Origin of the sequence: Microcoleus sp. B4-C1 (assembly GCF_036705285.1) — a bacterium.
Classification (GTDB): domain Bacteria; phylum Cyanobacteriota; class Cyanobacteriia; order Cyanobacteriales; family Microcoleaceae; genus Microcoleus.
Map to the genome: position 1 here is coordinate 1 of NZ_JAUBUC010000091.1, position 19,158 is coordinate 19,158.

Here is a 19,158-nt window from a genome sequence, read left to right on the forward strand (position 1 = left end):
GTCCCGCCCGTCCTTTTTGGACGGGCGGGACGCCCATCCCACAATAACAATTAAAATTGTAAGTTATTTAATTCGCGCTCCTAACTTATTTTATGAATTCCTGCAACAGCGATGCCCACTCAGCTTCGCAGAATCGTCAACAATCACGAACGGCGCAAGCGGATTTACGCAGATAAAGAGAGGTAGAGACGTTTATTATTCCATTTTCCCTGAAACATCATTACTCTTTCAGCAATGCTGTGGGTTAATAGTAGCGCCGATTACAAAACTTGCCTGGGGGCGATCGGAATTTCAATAATAAACTCGCTGCCCTCTCCGGGTGCAGAAACGCAAGTCAATTTTCCGCCGTGAGAACTGACAACAATCGAGTGAGAAATAGACAATCCCAAACCAGTTCCCGAACCCACGGGTTTAGTTGTAAAAAATGGATCGAATATCTTGTGCAGCACCTCAGTGCTCATCCCCGGCCCGCTGTCGGCAATTCTAATTATGGCAGAATTCCTGTCAGTCACCTCTGTAGAAATTGTAATAGTAGGCTGTTTATGAGAGTTTTCCGGACAATCTCTTGCTACGAGGAGAGCATCGATCGCATTTGTCAAAATATTCATAAATACCTGATTCAACTGAGACGCATAACAAGTAATTAGGGGTAGCGTGCTGTAATTTTTAATGACCTCAATTCCCAAACGCCCGCCCTCTTTTCTCAGGCGCGGTTGCAACAACATCACCGTACTGTCGATGCCTTGATGGATATCTACCGACTTCATTTGCGCTTCGTCAAGGCGCGAGAAATTCCGCAAGCTTAGCACAATATCCCGGATTCTTTCCGCTCCTACTTTCATGGAATCCAGCAGCTTTTGCAAATCCTCGCTCAAAAATTCCAGCTCAATTGTTTCTATTTCTTCTACAATTTCATCAGGCGGTTCTGGATAGTGCTGCTGGTAAAGATCAATCAATTTTAGCAAGTCTTTAACGTATTCGCTAGCGGGATTAAGATTGCCGTAGATGAAACTTACAGGATTATTAATTTCGTGAGCGACACCAGCGACCATTTGCCCCAAACTAGACATCTTTTCCGTTTGGATTAATTGAGCTTGAGTTAGTTTAAGTTCGCGCAAAGTTTGTTCTAAACGCTCGTTCTTTTCATTTAACTCCTGCGTCCGCTCTTGCACTTTCTGTTCCACCGAATTATAAAGTAGAGCATTTTCCAAAGAAATAGCAACTTGGGAAGAAAGCAACCTTAAAACTTCCAATCTGTGGGGAGTAAATGCTCCGACAGTCAAATTGTTTTCTAAATAAAGAATGCCGATCAGTTTGCCTTGATTGATAATTGGAGTACACAAAATAGATTGCAGTTTGTGTTTAGCGATGTAAGGATCGGCTGTGAATATTCCCTCAGCCGCCGCATTGCTCAACACCAAATCCGAGCGAGTCCTTTCCACATAATTAATCACCGTCACAGGTAAATCGTGATAGTCTGCAACAGGCGTAAATTGCAGCACAGCTACATCTTCAGCAAATACTGACGCTTTAGCTGAAATCAACAGTTGACCATCTCTGACTAAAATCAGAAAACCTAATTGAGCCCCCGCATTTTCTAAGGAAATTCTCATCAAAGAAGCCAGCAACTTATCGAGGACAATTTCGCTAGAAATCGCCAGAGATGCTTTCATTACCGTTGCCAAATCCAGCACTCTCGCATCGCTGCCAGTAGAAGTATGAATAGTTGTGGTAGTTTGATTGTTGTTAAAACTTCCGTTGATCGGCGTCATTTCCCGCAACTGCGGATACTTCTGTTCTAAATCTTCTACTTTGCGAACTGCACCCCAGCGCAAGTAGCACGAGTGAGCTTCGCGCAAGTGAATTTTGGCATATTGATACTTGCCTTTACTCAACCAAAACTTAGCTGCTAGTTCATTAGCTAGCGCTTCATTTTGGACAAATTCATTGTCTTGGGCTAAATTTATAGAGAAATCGTACAGTTCTACAGCTTCAGAATCTTTCTTGGAAATTCGGGCTATTTCTGCTTGTACTAAAAGGTACTTGTGCAGAAAATTTTCGGCACAGTTATCTGCCCAAATTTTCATCTGTTTTTGGTTTTCCTCTAACTTTTCCAAGTATTCCTTTTGCTTGTCTTCTGAAACATTTGGGAAAACGGCGGCTAAAGTTAGAGAAAAGAAAAAATTCCATTCGGTAGCGGGTATGGCTCCGGTAATAAAAGATAGCTGTTTTTCTACTTCAAAAGCTAGTTGTAGCGCTTCGTTGAAGTTCCCGTACCAGTACATCACCTGGCATTTGCGAATCTGATAAAGGCAGAGCGAGTACAAATTTTGATGAGCTTGACAGTTGTGTACGTATTCAGCTTCGCTGATATCTTCGCTTTCAAATACAAACTTTTCAGGAGTTAGTTTGCTCAAATTACGCAGGATTAACTCTACCCCTAACAATATATCGGTTACGAGTTGATTTTTGGTCTTTTGGCTGAACTGCAAATACCTGCTCGTGTCGGCTAGAATTTGCGAGATTTCTTTACCTTGAAAAAATGAGTTAGCTATGCGGTTGGACAGGATATAACCCGCATACTCTAAATCTCCTGATTCTAAAGCTGCTTGATATCCTTCATTGCTGATTGCGTGGGAATCTTTGATGTGATTGAACCAGTAATAAAAAATACTGACCAAGGATGAACAGGCTCTGCATTTTAAGCCTATATTGCCAGATTTTTCGCTGAGATTCAGCGAGAGCAAGCCGAATTGATACGCAGCTTTGTAATCTCCCGAAACTGCGTTTAAGAACATACCGTAGCCAGCATAGCAAAGAGAAGCTTCGGGTACTAAACCGTATTGTAGAGAAAGATTGACTCCTTTTAAAACGCTGACTTTCCACAAGTCGGGATTTTTGAGGTACGCCGATGTCAGCAAGTTGGTAATTAATTTGACTGCAACTTTTTTATCGGGTACAGTCATTTCGGGGGCGTCAATTAGGGAAGCTATTTCTCTACCTGCTAAAATATTCGTGGCTGTTGCAAATTCTTCGGATATGACTTTTTGTAGCCCGTCTAGCGGCAAGTCAATTCCGAGCAAGTCCAAAGCTTTGATTCCAGCTTTAACGGCTTCTTCGTACTTTGCCCGCAGGGTGTACTGCACGATCAGCAGGTTGTAAATTTCTACCTTTTCTAAGGGCGATCGCGCTTTTTCCAGAGTTATATTAATAAATTCTTCAGAATTCTCGAAATAACCGTTTAAATACTCAACATTTGCCCGCTCCATGTGCAAGGCAAAAGCTAAATCGTAGTGGGCATCCCAAATATCGGCGCTCAAACCGTCCATGCCTGCGGTTAAATACTGCAAGGCAGCAACATAAGCAGTGGCATCTTTGGCTCTGCGGGCTGCGTCTAAATTCAGCGTTGCCAGTTCAATTAATTCTCGATCTTCTTTAATTAGCGATCGAGCTACATTCAAGTGATCGACTAATTCAAAGATTCTGTCAGCGCGATATTCAGCCGGAGTGTTTTCTAGGATTTGCCTGCCTATTTTCAGGTGAACTGCCTTTTTTTGCGAGTCGTCGATCAGAGCATAAGCTGCTTGCTGTACGCGATCGTGCAAAAATTTATAATTCAGAATTAATAGCGGAAACAGCACGTAATCTAATGACTTGCTTTCCAATTCCGAAGTTGGCAGAATCAGTCCCGACTTAATCGCGGGCAACAGGTGAGAAAAAGTTTCCGAGGCTTCTTTTTCATTAATTAAAGAAAGAGTATTCAAGTCAAATTCGTTGCCCAAACAAGCCACCAAACGCAAAACTTGCTGCGTTGAGCTTGGCAGTTTTCTCAATTTTTGTACCATCAAATCTACTACATTGTCAGTGATAGCGCACTGCTCAATTTGAGTCATATCCCAATGCCAGCCGCCCTTGCTCCCCGACTGTGGCGGATGAAAAACTAGCAAGTTTTCCTGATACAATGTTTGCAGAAATTGATTGACAAAAAAAGGATTACCGTCAGTTTTGCTGATTACCAATTCAGCTAAGGGTTTGACAGATTCTCGATCGCTGTGCAAAGTCTCGGCAATCAAATGAGTTATGTTTTCCACCCCCAGCGGCGACAAAGCAATCTGATTAATGATAGCTTCCTGATTTCGCAGCGTCTCCAAAGTCATCATTAAAGGATGAGTAGGACTAACTTCATTATCCCGATAAGCACCAATTAAAAACAGATATTGCGTAGCTTCATCTGTCATCATCAATTCGATCAGCTTGAGAGTAGCCGAATCAGCCCACTGCAAATCGTCGAGAAAAATGACCAGCGGATGTTCTGGCTGGCAAAATACGCGAATGAAATTTTGAAATACTAAATTAAAGCGGTTCAGAGATTCCGTCGGCCCCAATTCAGCTACAGGAGACTGAGCTCCGACAATTAGTTCAACTTCGGGGATGACATCAATAATAATTTGCCCATTTTGACCGAAGGAATTGCGGAGTTTTTCGCGCCAAACTGCTAATTGAGCTTCGCTTTCAGTTAACAGTTGCCGCACCAATTCCGAAAAAGCGCTGACAACGGCAGAGTAAGGAATAGTCCGCTTGTACTGGTCAAACTTTCCCCAAATAAAATATCCACGTCGGCGGGTAATCGGTTTGTCTAAAATCTTCACCATTGCAGATTTGCCAATGCCGGAATAACCGGCAATCAGCATCATCTCGCTCCGGGATTTATGCTGTCCTCTCGCCAAAACTGACAAGGGAATTTCTTTTTTCGATTTGCTCTCTTTTTTGATGACAGAAATTTGAGAATCGTCGGTGCGGTAGCCTCGATTATTTGTTGCTGCTACCCGTTCAAAGGCCGCTAAAAGAGTTTCAACTTCTCGCTGTCTGCCGTAAAGTTTTTGAGGTATTTGAAATTTGTCTGAAATATCTTGGCTGCCGAGAGGAAAATCGGAAACAAACCCAGATGTTTGCCACTGAAACAGGCAGGATTCCAAATCTGCTTTTAGTCCCCAAGCACTTTGATAGCGCTCCTCAGCGGTTTTTGCTAACAATTTCATCACAATATCTGAAACAGTTTTAGGAATTTCTGCGGCTATTTCAGCGAGAGGTACTGGCTGTTTGGCTATGTGACAGTGAACTAACTCCATGGGATCTGTAGTGGGAAAAGGGAGTTGTCCTGCCAGGATTTCATAGAAGGTCACGCCGAGGGAATAAAAGTCGGTGCGGTAATCGACTACCCGGTTCATTCTGCCGGTTTGTTCGGGCGACATATAGGCTAAAGTGCCTTCTAAAAAATTAGGGTTTTTATTGGGAATATTTTCCAGGTTGGATGCTGTTGAGATGCTGAAATCTATGAGTTTCACTTGTCCTGTAGCAGGATTAAAAACTATATTAGAGGGATTTATATCTTTATGAATTACATTTTTTCCGTGAATTTCTCCCAAAGTTTCAGCAACTTTGATGGCAGTAGTCAGAAATCCTAAAATGGTAAATTTTTGGGAACCCATAAATATTTTTAAAGATTCCCCGCCAAAATCTTCTAAGATCATTGCCAGACTATTTCTAACCTGTTGCAACTTATACACTTTCACAACTCCGTCCAACAGGCTTAAGTTGGCAGTGATCTCATATTCGCGCTTGTATCTATTCAGTTCTTCGGGAGTCGGATAGTCTTCTTTGATAAGTTTGATAATAACAGGTTGGTTGTTCTGCTCGTTGTGGCCGCGGTAAACCAGGGAAGTGCTGCTTTCATAAATGAGAGCGAGAACTGCAACGCCGGGAATTGCCATCATAGTTGGGTTCTCTCAAATTAGGTGTGCTTGGTCAATGTTACAGGACTTACGCGCGGCGGGCTAGAAACCGGGTTTCTTCGTTGCTAGTCGTTGACAAACCCAAGATTTTTTCGTGTAAATCGGGTTTCTTTTCGTAAATCCTATGTTATTTTTCATTATCGCTCAAGAGCTATCTTTTGGGATGTGTGGGAAAGCAGGCCTTGACAGCAAAGAGCTACTGCTGACAAAAGCACGCTGGGGCTTTCGTCACCTCAGCATTTAGGTAAACAAAATCACAAATACAGGATTTGTGCAAGGATTTACTCTAATGCTCGATCGCCATATTGACAACTAAATCATCTCAGATTCCAAGCAATCGCTTGACTTTCGTGGAGCTTCACCACATCTCGTGAAAATACGCAAGTGCTGAAAGATTTATTTTTTCCGGCGATCGGGCACGAATTTGGGGTGCTTCAAAAAAACCGGGCAGTGCAAATCTTAACTATAATTCGCTACCGAGGCGCGGAGGGAGTTAAGTGTTGCTTCGGAATCTGCAATTTCCTTCAGTTCTATCTATTTTGATCGCTCGACTAACAATATTAACTGACCGAAAGCATCCAGGATACAAGCCCCCTGATTCATTCCTTCCCAGACTCAGAACCCAGAAATAAAAAACCTGTATCCGATAAACAAACCCCCGAATTTATCCGTGGGGTCAATTCTAAAATCTAAAATCTAAAATCTAAAATCTAAAATCGATTGACCGTTTGACCAGGGTAAATTTGACAAAAAATGCAGAATTATTGCACCTTGTCTGGTGCGCGGCAGCGAACCCTACATTAATCAAATTTGCCTAACTCTTAAGAAAAGTTGAGGAAAGATTAAGAATTATTGCCATAAAACCCAGGTAAAGTTGTTTGAATTGCGAGTCAAATCCCAAGCAGGCAAAGCGTTTGAGCATTTCCTAAATCTGTAAATTCTCAGAAAATTAGTATTTCTCAAGGATTCAACCGGTGAGAAAATCAGAAACAACCTTAAAATTTAGCAGTAATCGCCCGATCGGGCAATTCTCAACCAGCATCAGGAAAAATACCTATGAAATTGGCTTATTGGATGTACGCAGGCCCAGCCCACATCGGCACTCTGCGCGTTGCGACTTCCTTCAAAAACGTCCATGCGATCATGCACGCACCCATAGGAGACGACTATTTCAACGTCATGCGTTCCATGCTGGAGAGGGAACGGGATTTCACCCCGGTAACTACCAGCGTCGTTGACAGACACGTACTGGCGCGGGGTTCGCAGGAACGGGTGGTGGACAACATCACCCGCAAAGACAGAGAAGAGCACCCAGATTTAATCGTGCTCACCCCGACTTGCACCTCCAGCATTCTGCAAGAAGACTTGGAAAACTTCGTGGAACGAGCTCAATTGGATGCTAAAGGCGATGTATTGCTGGCGGATGTTAACCATTATCGGGTAAACGAACTGCAAGCTGCCGATCGCACTTTGGATCAAATCGTCCAATTTTACATTAACAAAGCCCGCAAAAAAGGCGATTTAGTAGAAGCCAAAAGCGAAAAACCATCTGTCAACATTATCGGTATGTCTACCCTGGGTTTCCACAACCAGCACGACTGCACCGAGTTGAAGCGTTTGATGGCAGATTTGGGCATTGAAGTCAACGAAGTTATTCCCGAAGGTGCTTCGGTTCATAACTTAAAAAGACTGCCGCGCGCTTGGTTTAACTTGGTTCCTTATCGGGAATTGGGGATGATGGCCGGGGAGTATTTGCAAAAAGAATTCGGTACGCCGATGGTGGATATTACGCCGATGGGTGTGGTAGAAACTGCGCGCTGTATCCGCAAGATTCAGCAAGTTTTGAATGCTCAAGGTGCGGATGTTGATTACGAAAATTTTATTGACCAACAAACTCGATTTGTGTCGCAGGCTGCTTGGTTTTCGCGATCGATCGACTGCCAAAACTTAACTGGCAAAAAAGCCGTCGTATTTGGCGATAATACGCACGCTGCGGCGATGACGAAGATTTTGGCTCGCGAGATGGGAATCCACGTTGTGTGGGCAGGAACATACTGCAAACACGATGCTGACTGGTTCCGGGAACAGGTTAGCGAGTATTGTGATGAAGTGCTGGTGACGGATGATCACGGGGCGATCGGAGATGCGATCGCCAAAGCTGAACCTTCGGCAATTTTCGGCACGCAAATGGAACGCCACGTCGGTAAGCGGTTGGATATTCCCTGCGGCGTAATTGCTGCACCGATTCACGTCCAAAATTTCCCGATCGGCTACAAGCCATTTTTGGGTTATGAAGGCACGAATCAGTGCGTAGATTTGGTCTACAATTCCTTTACTTTGGGAATGGAAGACCACTTGCTGGAAATCTTCGGCGGCCACGATACCAAGGAAGTGATTACGAAGGGAATTTCGGCTGATTCTGATATGGGTTGGACGAAGGATGGACAGGCTGAGTTGAATAAAATCCCTGGTTTTGTGCGGGGTAAGGTGAAGCGGAATACTGAGAAGTTCGCGCGCGATCGGGGGATTGATAAGATTACCGTTGAGGTGCTTTACGCAGCCAAGGAATCTGTCGGCGCGTAGGTTATTGTTGGGGTGGGCATTTGCCCACCTCACTGCTAATCTATTGAATCCCAATCTTAGTAAACTTAAAATCTTTCCAACCAGTTTTCCAAAGCTAAGTCTATCAAAATTTCTAATTGTGTAGATTGGTTTGTTACAGTTGCCGGGTTTATAAACTTTTCAAAATTTTGAAAGTTATAAAAAGTTGACACCCCTCTTTTACCTTGAGGGATATAGCCTGCTAAGATAACATTCTGCAACTCATCAGCAAGGACTTGCATTCTGCCTAGAGGTTGCCTGTAACTTACTGATTGTTTATCAGGGATGGGTAGATACAAGTAAATTCCCGGATAATTTGATGAATTAGCCCGATTCATTTTTGATGAACTGCTATGACGAATTTCAGCACAAATTTTACTTTGACCGCGACCATACTTAACAACACCACTAGCAGTGATTTCCTGAATTTTCTCATGGAAACAAAGAATCTGTTCTCTAATTTTAAGAACTTTTTCCTGATGATCAGAAGTGCATTCTGCCATAATATTAGACAATGCTTTGGGTGGTTCCGGTAAATTTGCTGCTATATCCCAAACATCTTCTTTACTGTGTTGAAACTCTGCACTAAAAACTTTACCTGTATCTATATTATTAAAATTTATAAAAAGTTTATTTTCCTCTTGAATTACCTCAAATTTCAATAACTCAAAAGATAGTTGGCTGTACTTTATATCTATTAAGTTTTGTTTGTGAAAACTAGGTGCAATCGCGATCAACCTAATAGGTTTGATATAATCAATTTCCCGATCGTATGGTTGAAACTGAATCAAATTACTATAATAACGAGTTAATTGCTGAATAAGACTTCTATCTGCCTCATTTTTTAGCTCTTGCACTACTAACTGTTTATTTTCATCTATTGCCAAAATATCGCAAACTTCTCCGTTAACTGTATGTTGACGGTTCAAAGGTGTTAGTCCAAACAAACAATCCAAGTTATCATATACAAAATCTTCCAAAGCTTTTTCACTTCCAAATCCCCATTTGTTTCCTGATTTTTTCAGTATAGTGTTAATAGCAGGAGTTCTAATAGACTTTCCGTGTAACGACCGCTGCCTAGATTTAATTCTCAACTGTTGTTCGCGACGCTTAGCTTTTTCTAGCAAATCCTCGGCTTGCATTATTCTTTGAAATGGCTTAGTCATATTAAGTTGATGAATGTAATAAATATAAACTTCAACATATCACATTAGAGGAATTCCGTCAATCAATACTTTCTATTTTTCGTCATCAACGCTTGCGTTTTCAAACCAAATGCGATCGCCCTCACTCCTCATTTTGACTATCTTCTTGCTCAACTTGCTCAAAATTCACTTTCTTATAAATAGCAGATAGAGGAACTTCTAACTGGAAGGAATTAAACACTAAAGCCGTATCTTCCTCATCATACTCGCTATACAACCATCTTTTATTCTCGGTTTTAGAATACTGCTCGATTTTGATTTTTGTTTGGTCAATCAGAATGTATTCTCGAAAAGAAGGAATAGTTTTGTAAAATGTAAACTTGTCAACTCGATCGTAGTTTTTAGTAGACTTTGATAAAACTTCCACAATAACTTGAGGGTTGGTAATCGTGTCAGTGCGATTGTTGCGGTACTCAGGTAGCCCAAAAATTACCATTACATCGGGATAAGTGTACAGTCGCACTTTTGGTATCCACAGACGCACGTCACCGATGAAGACATCATACTCTTGTTCTGGAAGAGCGAAATTTAAAGCAATGTAAACGTTTCCTGCGATGCGATTGTGATTCGTAGATCCGCCTGTCATAGGAATAATTTCGCCGTCGAGATATTCGCTTTTGTACTCTGCTGTTTCTTCCAGTGCTAAATATTGCTCTTCTGTGCAGTAACGTTGCTCGGTTGTTTGCAAAGTGCTTGTCATCTTGATGTTCTCCCAAAATGATGTTGAACAAATATTTCTTTTGAGTATGCGCGTGCGAAGCTATCCCCTTCGCGAAGCGTTCCCGCAGGGTAGGGAATCGCTCACTTAAATGATAACCCGCATTTCCAAAAAAGCGATCGCCCTTATTCCTCCCCGCTTTCTTCTGGCTCATTTTCCGCCTCAAAATCCACCTTTTCATAGACATCTGCCAGCGGCACTTCAACTTGAAAGAAATTAAAAACTAGCGCCGCATCCTCCTCATCGTACTGACTATACGACCACCGCTTGTTTGCCAGCTTACAATACTGTTCTACATAAACCTGAGATTGATCGATCAGAATATACTCTTGAAATGTCGGCAGCGTTTGATAAAACTTAAACTTATCACTGCGATCGTAAGCTTTCGTAGATTTCGATAAAACTTCCACAATCACTTGAGGATTCATCACCGTATCCTGGCGATTATTGAAATACTCAGGTGTCCCCGGAATTACCATCACATCGGGATAAGTATAAGTTCGCTTTTTCGGCAGCCACAGACGCACGTCGCCCATGAAAACATCATAGTCAAGTCCCTTAAGAGCAAGACGTAATGCAATGCTCATATTCAGGGCAATGCGATTGTGATTCGTAGTTCCACCTGTCATTGGAATAATTACTCCGTCGCGATATTCACTTTTATACTCTGCTGCTTCTTCCAGGGCTAGATATTCTTCGGGAGTGAAGTAGCGCTGTGCTGTTGGCTGTTCTGTTACTTGTAGAATAGCTGTCACGGTGTTTTTCCCAACTCAATTGATATCTTGCGTCCAGTTTAACACTGCCCGAAAGTAGGCGCGGGTAAGATGCCCAACCCCTACTCCCCACAACAAAAACCATTCTTTGTGGAACAGGCATCTTGCCTGTTTTTGATAAGATTCCAGCATCTACGATCGCCCTTCTCAAACCAAGGGCGATCGCACTTCAATAACTCGCAACCAAAATTAATCGATCGGATCGAAAACTAAGGTCAAGTTAGCAGCAGGAAGCAGTTGTTTGAGAATTCGCACATGACCCTCTGCATCTGACCAACTGCGAAAGCGACCCACAACGACCCTTTGTAGATTCGGAAGCAAACGAACAACGATCCACGGTCTGAGACGTTTCTCATACGGCATAATAGGTGTATCTCCTTGTTAATTGGAGCCATAGCCAGTCCTGAGCCCTCGGAAAGCATCGGACTGGCTTTTGACTGAGCCTTGATGGGATTAGACGAATTGTAACATAATAAGCCCAAATATGTGTCAGCAGATTTTTAAGAATAGGGTAACAACACGATCGGGAGCGTAAGCTTGTACCATTAAGAGCGTTGGCAAACAAACAAACATTTACATTGAGCAAGCGCGTTCACGTTACCTTTCCTGATTACGTATATGAAGCTTTGGATCGATGGGCTGACAAACAAGGCAGATCCACGGCTAACCTGATAGCCTTTCTCGTGGAAACGGCTTTATTGGAAGCCCAACAAAGGGGAGAAGTACCCTCTGGGCCTGAAGATCCCAAAAGCGACACGTAAATAGTTCCCTCGTGGGTTACGGGAGCGTGTCGCCCGATCGCACTTATCGAAATTGATGAAAACTAGCATCAGCGCCCGCAGTTGGCGCCCAATATTTAAAATAATTCTCTGCTTTGTCCTCGCGATGCCTGTTAGTGCATAAGTCCTATCAGCAATCGAAAGTGCCAGTTATTTAATTGTCCGTCGGCTAGTCAGTTGCAGAGAAACTCACAAAAAAATATCATTCTCAGTAACCAGCTTTCGACTATACATTCAATCCTATTGTGGGGCGGGCTTCTAGCCTGCCCCTAAAAGCTTATAACAAAGGTAAACGCATTCTCCAACAACGAGTGATTCGCTCCCTTTAGTATTTCAATGCGATCGCTCTTTCAAGCCCCGACTTTTTCAAAAAGCCGGGGATCTAACAGAATATCAGGCTTTTCTGCTGAGGCAGACGAAAGTTTGTCTAACTTAACCTCGAACTCAAATGACCAAGAATTTCAAAGGTGGTACCCGCCAGGTGATTTAAGCTGTTTTACATTTAAACTGTGTGTCAAAAATCCATAAAACTATTGTGGGACGGGCTTCTAGCCTGTCCCGAATTTTCAATTTAAATGCGTAACAGCTTATCCGTGGAATCAATCCAAAATCTCAAATCTAAAATCCTCAAGCCCCCGAATTTATCTCGCGCAAGTCAATCCAAAATCTAAAATCTAAAATCTAAAATCGAATGACCGACGCTTCGCCACATTTGAGTTTGAGGTTAACACGTTTCAACCGCCGAATAATCTCAAAATAAAAAAACCCTCCCCAACAAGGAGAAGGGAGGGTGAAAAGACAGTGAGAAATTTAAGTTTTTGCAGAATTAACAATAAGGAGTCACATCTTCGCCGCACTCGTCAGCCAAATAACACAAAGCTCGAAAGCGCAGCCCAACCACTTGCTCGTAAAGCGGATTTAACTTGCACAGTGGGGGAATGGATAATAAAGTGCGATCGCCAATTTTGACTTCTCGCTCAAACGGACACTGGCTGGGAATATACTTACACAGAAACCGTGCCAACTTTTGACTTTTAATTGCAGTGTTATCAAGCCATTGTTTTAGCGGATGCAAGGGGTCAAAGTGTGGCTTTTGACCGTAAGGCTGAGAATTTGTAGCGACATTAACGGCGGTTTCTTGTTTGCCAAATCCTACCCAATGTGGCAGAGTTCGGTAGGAGACTGTATGATCAAATACGTTCATTTTGCTCTCTTCCTCTTTTATAACGAGGTGCCAAGAACTCTCTGTAGAGCTTGTGCGATATTATCTACAATCAGTATCTACAGCATCTCGTTTTGCTTTACCGGATTGAACTTCTTAAATTAATGACTTAGGGCGAGAAAAGTTGTTCCTGATTTTTTTAAAAGGCGGTGTGCGCTCTAAAAAGTGTCCTCATTTCAAGCCCAACAATTGATTGAGAGGGTAAAAATTCTGTCTTCTACGTTTTAGCTTCAACCTTGGGTTGAGTCTCCTTTTGTAGTTCAATTACAATTCTGACGCATCGAGGTGAATTATCCTATACGTGAAAATGCGGAATTTTTAATAAAAGTTATTATATTTTTAAATAAGCTCTGCTGCAAACAACCCTGAAACCTCGCCCCAACTATCTTTGCTCGCGATCGCTCAGAAACTTCTACAATGAGAAATAATCGGTATCACCGCCCTCACCACCCATGAGTAACCCAGAAACCAAAGCTATCACCCGCGAATTGCAAAGCCACGCCGCCATTCTCGGTGGCTTCGTCTCCCTCCTCTGGATTATCGAAATTGTCGATGTATTCCTATTCGGAGGCAGGCTGAATGCTTACGGAGTCCGCCCCCGCAACCTCGACGGACTTCAAGGCATCCTGTTGATGCCTTTTCTGCACGGCAGTTTTGCTCACTTAGCCACCAATACCCTCCCTTTTGTGACATTGGGTTGGTTGATCATGCTGCGAGAAATTAGCGACTTTTTTATCGTGAGTGCCGTCACTGTGCTAGTCAGCGGATTCGGAGTTTGGCTGACTGGCGCGCCCTATTCCGTTCACATTGGTGCCAGCGGATTAATCTTTGGTTACTTCGGCTTTTTGCTGCTGCGGGGCTATTTTGAACGCAGCTTTACCTCTATTTTGTTATCTTTAATTGTCGGTTTCTTCTACGGCAGTTTAATTTGGGGAGTTTTGCCATCGCAGCCGGGAGTTTCCTGGCAAGGGCATTTCTTTGGCTTTGTCGGCGGGGTATTAACAGCTCAACTTTTGGGGCGGCAGAAACGGAAAATTAGCTAGGATTAGGACTTATGGTGCATGGTATCATCACCTTAGTTTATTGCCCCGAACTTATCTGAAAGCGTAGGTTTTTTGTCAATAAACCTGGTTTCTTGTGTAACAATTGCCTCCCGGAAAGCAAGACTAACTGCTGACCAATAATTCAACGCGGGCCGGCAAGCACACAGTAAAAACCGAACCGCAACCTAACTCGCTTTCAACCTGCATATCGCCACCCATCATCACGCAAAAGTGACGGCTAATAGTCAATCCCAAACCCGTGCCGCCATACTTGCGCGTAGTTGATGCGTCGCCCTGCATAAATGCTTGAAATAAATGCTGCAATTGTTCGGGGGGAATCCCAATGCCCGTATCAGCTACGCGAAAAATTATTGAGTCGGAAGGTTCTGCTATTTCTTGAGTGGTTAAGCTGTCATGTTTAACTCTTTCAATACAGAGGGTAATAGTGCCATGTTCCGTAAATTTGGCTGCATTGCTCAGCAGGTTGAGCAATATTTGACGAGTTTTGGTAATGTCAGCATACATCATTCCCAAGTCGTCAGCAACATCAACTTCAAACTTATTATAATTTTTATCTACCAACGGTTTGACAGTAGAAACTACCTCGTCAATTAAATTAACCGGGTTGAAAGTTTCTAAGTAAAGTTCCATCCGCCCCGCTTCAATCTTAGAAATATCTAGAATGTCGCTAATTAAAGATAGCAAGTGTTTACCGGCAGTTTGAATTTTTTGCAAGTCGGGGATAAAATCTTCGCAGCCTAAATCCTCGGCGTCTTCTGTGAGCATATCGCTGTAACCAATAATCGCGTTGAGGGGAGTTCGCAATTCGTGGCTCATATTAGCTAAAAAGGCGCTTTTGGCTTGGTTTGCAGCTTGAGCGGTTTGAGCGACTTTTTGGAATTCTTCTGCTAATTTTCGCTGGGTAATATCTTCAGCAATACCGACGATGCGGTAAATTTCTCCGGTTTGGCTGCGGACTGGAAAAGCCCGATCGCGCACCCAGCAAACTGAACCGTCCGAGCGCACTACCCGATACTCCTCATCATAATCGCCCCGCCCCTGTTTCGCAAAAGCAGCCTTGACGCGATCGAGATCCTCCCGGTGAATAGCATCCCAAAAAGCCTCCGGTTCTGACTGCAAACTCTGACAGCTCAAATTCCATATTTTCTCGCAAGCAGGGCTCACATAAACTAGCTGCTTTTGATTGGGTTCTCTAATCCAAAATACCTCATGAATATTTTCTGCCAACTGGCGAAACCGCTCCTCGCTGGCCCGCAACTTCTCCACAGCACTGTGAAATTCAGTCACATCCTGAATCAGCGATGCCACCCCGATAATGCTGCCATCAGCATCAACCAAAGTCGTATTGTACCACTCGCAAAGAATAATTTTTCCGTCTTTTCTGATGTTCTCGTTAATACTACTAATTCCTCCTTTATTAGTGAGCAAAGTTATAGATAGTTGCCTGACATACTCCTTAGCATTTTCAGGAACTATGAGATCGACTCCGTGGCATCCCATAGCTTCCAAGCGGTTGTATCCAAAAATTCTTTCCGCTGACAAATTCCATTCCGCTACTTCAAAGTTTAGATTCCATTCAATCGCTCCCAAAGGAGTTTGGTGAAGATGGAGAGCCAGTTTTTGCTGCGATTTTTTCAGAGAAATAATTAATTGATTTTTGTCGGCGATCGCAGATTCCACCCGATCTTCGAGAGTAGTAAACGACTCTTCCAATTGAGCGGCCATCATATTAAAAGAGCGAGCCAGGACACCCACCTCATCCTCTCGCTCTACAGACGCCATCAAGCGGGAATCTACCGCCATCCCGTCCCATTCTCCCCGGGACAAAGCCTCCGCAGCCTTGCTCAGACGCCGAATCGGTACAACAATCCACCTAGAAGTCAGAGCGCCAATCGCCGTTGCCAGCACCAAAGCACCCAGACACATCACCACAGTATACCGAGTGTTGGCATTAATCCTTTCCATAAAATCGGCTTCAGGAACCGTCACCACAATCAACCAGTCGAGGCCCCTGCTGTCTAAAAGCGGCGTCACCTGTAGAAATTGCCGTTGACCGTCGATCGTAAAATCTAACTGGCGAGATCTGTCAATTTTGTGCAAATCCCCGAAGCGTTCTGTTAAATAGCGGGCTGTCGATCGAATGAGAACATTCTTGCTGCTCGTTGCCACAATCCGTTTCGCAACACCATTGCTAACAATAAATGGCGGTTCCAGAGTAGAATTTGCCACCAATTGCCCCGACCTTTCTACAATAAAAGTCTGTCCTGATTTGCCAATTTTTAGACTTTCTAAGAATTGATTGAGCTTGGAAAGTGCCAAGTCAGAACCCAGGATGCCAATCAGTTTACCATCATCGCCATAAACTGGTACAGCCGCCGTAATCGCTAGTTTGGGAGCGTCAAAATAATTATATATTTTACTCCAAGTCGGTTTGCCTGCGCGCACCGGAGCTATGTACCAAGGTCGGACGCGGGGGTCGTAGTTGAGAGTAGTTTTTAATAGCTTGGTTGGTTCCCCGAACTCGGACGGCGCGTAGGTGTGAAAGTTATAGCCAGTAGATTGATTAGAAATCTGAATTTGCAACTTGCCGTCGTCGAGGCGTTCCACTCCAATAAAATCTTTTTCTTCGGATGCGAATTGAATGTAGCTAATTTTATCAAAAATTTTGATTTGTTTGTAGAAGTAGCGTTGCAAACTATCACTATCCTGCACGTTCACAATGCCAAGACGGATGGCATCGAGATTGAGCTGATTGATTTGGTGTGGCGTTTCAATATAACTGTTAATATGTTGCTGGATACGCGATGTGACTTCTGTCCGCAGTTGGGCGGCAACATCGTTGACGGCTATGCGCCCGTTCCGCAACGACAGCCACCCCGTCAACCCTACAGCAGCGAAAGTCTGGAGTGCAAAAGGCACAACAAGGACGATGCGAATTGGCACTTTGCGCGACATTTTTAAAATCGGGTCTGTCAGATATTTGATTGGCATGGTAAAGCAGAATTATTATGAACCCACAACATTCCGGTCATTCGATTTTAGATTTTAGATTAAAGAATTGACTTGCACGAGATAAATCGGGGGGCTTGAGGATTTTAGATTTTGGATTTTGGATTGATTCCACGTATAAATCACGTGGCGGGTACCACCTTTGAAATTATTGGTCAAGTACAACTTGATGAGCGCAGGTTTTGAAGTTGAGATGGTTTTAGTAGGCGAAGTGCTGTTAATAACTCGGAATCTGCCCCTGGCAACTGAATTTTTAACGACTGCCACCGCCATCTTAGCGCGATCGTCCGCTTTGGGAGCATTGGCGATCGCACCGGGTTTTTTTAGCCTTTTGGCGGTCTGCAACGAACTATTTTCGTGAAAAACAACCGATGGATCGCCGCCCGTGCGTCAAGCACTAACTATTTTTCCACTCATGAGGCGCGCTAATCAAACCAATAGAGTTTTTGGTTGACTCATGTCTGAAATGACGTATTTTGGCGTTTAAACCCCCTTGCTGCGTCAGTTATATTTGACCGATAGCGCGATCGAAAGTTATAAGTTTTGACAGTAAATTTAATTGATATCTCCACAAGCAGCTACTTTTGATAGAGTACAACTTAATTGCGACTGGGTAAAATAAGGATAGTAGGATGCAACTAGCGGAGGCATGGATGATGAACGCAGTTATTGCTACTCTTGGCACTGCTCTCGGACTGAGCTCAATTTTTATCGGTTTGACCCCGGCGGTTCTCGCCCAACAAAGACTGCAACCAGCGCCCCAATATTCGGAAACGACTTTATCTGGGGACTCGTTGAGGACTGTGGAGGACAGAACCTTAGATTCGGACTACCAAAACTTGATTGGTGAACCAGAAACGGCGGCTAATTCTTCTAGAAGGGAAAGAAGCTTGGGCGACACATTTCGCCTCAAAATCGAGGGCCCATTAGAATTTATTACTACTCCTTCGGACGCCCAGCGTCAAGGAAATCCTTTACCTCCCAAACAAACCGACAGCGGTACAGAAGCGGGAGTTCAGATTCAGCTAGGACTTTAGCAATTTTAAATGAATTCATTTGAAGCAAACGAGCGTTCGCGGAACCCCATATTTGATTCTCGGAGTTATTGTGACTGCGATCGCTTTTTTATCTGAGTTTTATCACCAGTTTTGTGCGGTTTCCATCACACAAGGTTCTCTATTGTGAACCTAAAATTAGACCAATTAAACTTCCGATACAGACTGATTAGCTACATATCTTTACAAAATCGCATAAAACTGGCGGTGAAGGTGATGAGAAAGGCTCAACTGATCGATTATTTGCGGGGAGAGTTGGCGATATCGAATTCGGCGATCGCCGTTGCTCTCCGACACGGTGAACAAGATGCCAGCGAACTGCCAATGGTTCTGTGGCAGTACGGGTTAGTGACACTGGAACAGTTAAACCTGATTTTTGATTGGTTGGAAGCTCAGCCGACTTAGAAATTTAAAATCCTGATTTAAAAAAAATGGATATGGGATTGCAATTTTTTAACAAATAAAGCTTGCACAAACGGTCGTCGAAAAGTATAGGGTTGAGTGTTTAGGTTGAGGGTGGGTCTTATTTTGTCCCAATTATAAAAATCCAAATATTACAGTAGGGACACAGCAGTGCTGTGTCCTCATTTTTGTTGCCGCCTAAAATAAACTGTTTTCAATCTGTCGAAGAGGCGATCGCCCTCGGCATCAAACAGACGGCATAAAACAAACCCCAGCAACTTTTAGGATGCCGGGGCTTGTCTTATTTAAGTTGGTGGCGGGAAGTGGATTTGAACCACTGACCTTCGGGTTATGAGCCCGACGAGCTACCAGGCTGCTCTATCCCGCGTCGCTTTGTCTCTCTTTCGTGGTTTCCAAAAACAAAACCCTGAAACCTTAAAGATTACAGGGTTCGCTTGAATTTGGTGGCGGGAAGTGGATTTGAACCACTGACCTTCGGGTTATGAGCCCGACGAGCTACCAGGCTGCTCTATCCCGC

At 43.5% G+C, this 19,158-nt stretch carries 13 protein-coding genes and 2 tRNA genes; 6 read left to right on the forward strand and 9 right to left on the reverse strand.

Annotated features, from left to right (window positions below):
- Positions 1-260 precede the first annotated feature (260 nt).
- Positions 261-5,774: an AAA family ATPase gene (locus QUB26_RS26115; RefSeq protein WP_333320325.1), complete on the reverse strand. Its 5,514-nt coding sequence runs from the start codon at positions 5,772-5,774 to the stop codon at positions 261-263.
- Between the two features lie 1,074 nt (positions 5,775-6,848).
- On the opposite strand from QUB26_RS26115, the gene bchB reads away from it, so the two are divergent.
- Entirely contained in the window at positions 6,849-8,375 is a 1,527-nt protein-coding gene (gene bchB, locus QUB26_RS26120) for a ferredoxin:protochlorophyllide reductase (ATP-dependent) subunit B (RefSeq protein WP_190659189.1), read from the forward strand.
- A 65-nt stretch (positions 8,376-8,440) separates the two neighbouring features.
- Here bchB and QUB26_RS26125 read toward each other — a convergent pair whose 3' ends face one another.
- From QUB26_RS26125 to QUB26_RS26140, 4 genes are all read right to left on the reverse strand, one after another.
- Entirely contained in the window at positions 8,441-9,559 is a 1,119-nt protein-coding gene (locus QUB26_RS26125; RefSeq protein WP_333246139.1) for an endonuclease NucS domain-containing protein, read from the reverse strand.
- Between the two features lie 121 nt (positions 9,560-9,680).
- Positions 9,681-10,298: a Uma2 family endonuclease gene (locus QUB26_RS26130; RefSeq protein WP_333246137.1), complete on the reverse strand. Its 618-nt coding sequence runs from the start codon at positions 10,296-10,298 to the stop codon at positions 9,681-9,683.
- Between the two features lie 143 nt (positions 10,299-10,441).
- On the reverse strand, positions 10,442-11,071 hold the full coding sequence (locus QUB26_RS26135) for a Uma2 family endonuclease (RefSeq protein WP_333246135.1): 630 nt from the start codon (positions 11,069-11,071) through the stop codon (positions 10,442-10,444).
- A 15-nt stretch (positions 11,072-11,086) separates the two neighbouring features.
- Positions 11,087-11,221, reverse strand: a complete 135-nt coding sequence (locus QUB26_RS26140) for a hypothetical protein (protein WP_333302936.1) — start codon at positions 11,219-11,221, stop codon at positions 11,087-11,089.
- Between the two features lie 422 nt (positions 11,222-11,643).
- On the opposite strand from QUB26_RS26140, the gene QUB26_RS26145 reads away from it, so the two are divergent.
- Positions 11,644-11,850 (forward strand): ribbon-helix-helix domain-containing protein, encoded by a 207-nt coding sequence (locus tag QUB26_RS26145; RefSeq protein WP_333108327.1) that lies wholly within the window; start codon positions 11,644-11,646, stop codon positions 11,848-11,850.
- Between the two features lie 844 nt (positions 11,851-12,694).
- Here the strand turns inward: QUB26_RS26145 and QUB26_RS26150 are convergent.
- Positions 12,695-13,072 carry a Mo-dependent nitrogenase C-terminal domain-containing protein gene (locus QUB26_RS26150; RefSeq protein ID WP_333246131.1) on the reverse strand — a complete coding sequence of 126 codons (378 nt, stop codon included), beginning with the start codon at positions 13,070-13,072 and terminating at the stop codon, positions 12,695-12,697.
- Positions 13,073-13,542: 470 nt separating this feature from the next.
- On the opposite strand from QUB26_RS26150, the gene QUB26_RS26155 reads away from it, so the two are divergent.
- Positions 13,543-14,133, forward strand: coding sequence for a rhomboid family intramembrane serine protease (locus QUB26_RS26155; RefSeq protein WP_333246129.1), 591 nt, complete (start codon positions 13,543-13,545; stop codon positions 14,131-14,133).
- A gap of 123 nt (positions 14,134-14,256) precedes the next feature.
- Here the strand turns inward: QUB26_RS26155 and QUB26_RS26160 are convergent, their stop codons facing one another.
- Positions 14,257-17,145 carry a PAS domain S-box protein gene (locus QUB26_RS26160; RefSeq protein ID WP_333246127.1) on the reverse strand — a complete coding sequence of 963 codons (2,889 nt, stop codon included), beginning with the start codon at positions 17,143-17,145 and terminating at the stop codon, positions 14,257-14,259.
- A gap of 160 nt (positions 17,146-17,305) precedes the next feature.
- On the opposite strand from QUB26_RS26160, the gene QUB26_RS26165 reads away from it, so the two are divergent.
- The 3 genes from QUB26_RS26165 to QUB26_RS26175 all read left to right on the forward strand — a co-directional run bounded on the left by QUB26_RS26165 (position 17,306) and on the right by QUB26_RS26175 (position 18,623).
- Positions 17,306-17,524, forward strand: a complete 219-nt coding sequence (locus tag QUB26_RS26165; RefSeq protein WP_333320327.1) for a hypothetical protein — start codon at positions 17,306-17,308, stop codon at positions 17,522-17,524.
- Positions 17,525-17,795: 271 nt separating this feature from the next.
- Positions 17,796-18,200, forward strand: a complete 405-nt coding sequence (locus tag QUB26_RS26170; protein WP_333246123.1) for a hypothetical protein — start codon at positions 17,796-17,798, stop codon at positions 18,198-18,200.
- Between the two features lie 234 nt (positions 18,201-18,434).
- Positions 18,435-18,623 (forward strand): DUF2949 domain-containing protein, encoded by a 189-nt coding sequence (locus QUB26_RS26175; RefSeq protein WP_015178546.1) that lies wholly within the window; start codon positions 18,435-18,437, stop codon positions 18,621-18,623.
- Positions 18,624-18,931: 308 nt separating this feature from the next.
- On the opposite strand, the gene QUB26_RS26180 is transcribed toward QUB26_RS26175, so the two are convergent.
- Together QUB26_RS26180 and QUB26_RS26185 are read right to left on the reverse strand one after the other, a co-directional pair.
- Positions 18,932-19,008: transfer RNA gene (locus QUB26_RS26180), tRNA-Met, on the reverse strand.
- Positions 19,009-19,082: 74 nt separating this feature from the next.
- Positions 19,083-19,158: transfer RNA gene (locus tag QUB26_RS26185), tRNA-Met, on the reverse strand.